Annotated in this window: 1 protein-coding gene; it reads right to left on the bottom strand. The window is 61.7% G+C overall.

Features of this window, described 5'->3' with window-relative positions:
- Positions 1-402, bottom strand: a 402-nt coding sequence (locus tag EN780_RS37060; protein WP_128276633.1) for a protein psiB, incomplete at its 3' end; no start/stop codon positions are given.
- Between the last annotated feature and the right edge of the window lie 149 nt (positions 403-551).

Genomic DNA, 551 nt, shown 5'->3' with positions numbered 1-551 from the left:
CTGCAAGCCCATCAATGCGCCTGAAATGATCAGCCCCCCCACCGTCATCTCGTCCTGGGTCGCAAACACCGGGTCCAGTACGGGACGGCAACATTTGAAATGCGCCGAAGCGTCTTCAAGGCTGATCAGGGGAGAGTGGTGGGGTTCGCTTCCGTCACCGCCGACGAGAACGAGTTTGCCGGCCAGCGGCTGCGGGTATCCTTCGAAGATGGTGAAGGCGGTCAAGCCGTCGTGCAAGCCTTCCTCGTCAGCGAATAGGGAATGCCGTTCATCAAAGCGCACGACCTCGATCAAGCGGCACCCGATCAGGTCATAGATGGGTTTGAAGCTGATTCCGGCCGGAAGCTCGACGGCCCGAAAGATCGTGGTTTCGGGGTCCAGCAGGTAAGCAATCCGTTTCATGGTCTAGCCCTTTCTTTCTCCGCGTGCGGTCTCGTGCCCGAAGGGGCAGGAGCCCCGCTCCTGCTCCCGAGCTCGCGCGGAGCAGCGGGAGAGAGGGAGGCAAGGGAAAAAACGGAGGGGGTTCGCCCGCCCGAGGCAAAGCCGAAGGG

Source organism: Mesorhizobium sp. M4B.F.Ca.ET.089.01.1.1, from assembly GCF_004022605.1.
In the GTDB taxonomy this organism is placed as follows: Bacteria; Pseudomonadota; Alphaproteobacteria; order Rhizobiales; family Rhizobiaceae; genus Mesorhizobium; species Mesorhizobium abyssinicae.
The sequence above is the reverse complement of the archived record's forward strand: the minus strand, read 5'-3'. Positions and strand labels throughout refer to the sequence as shown.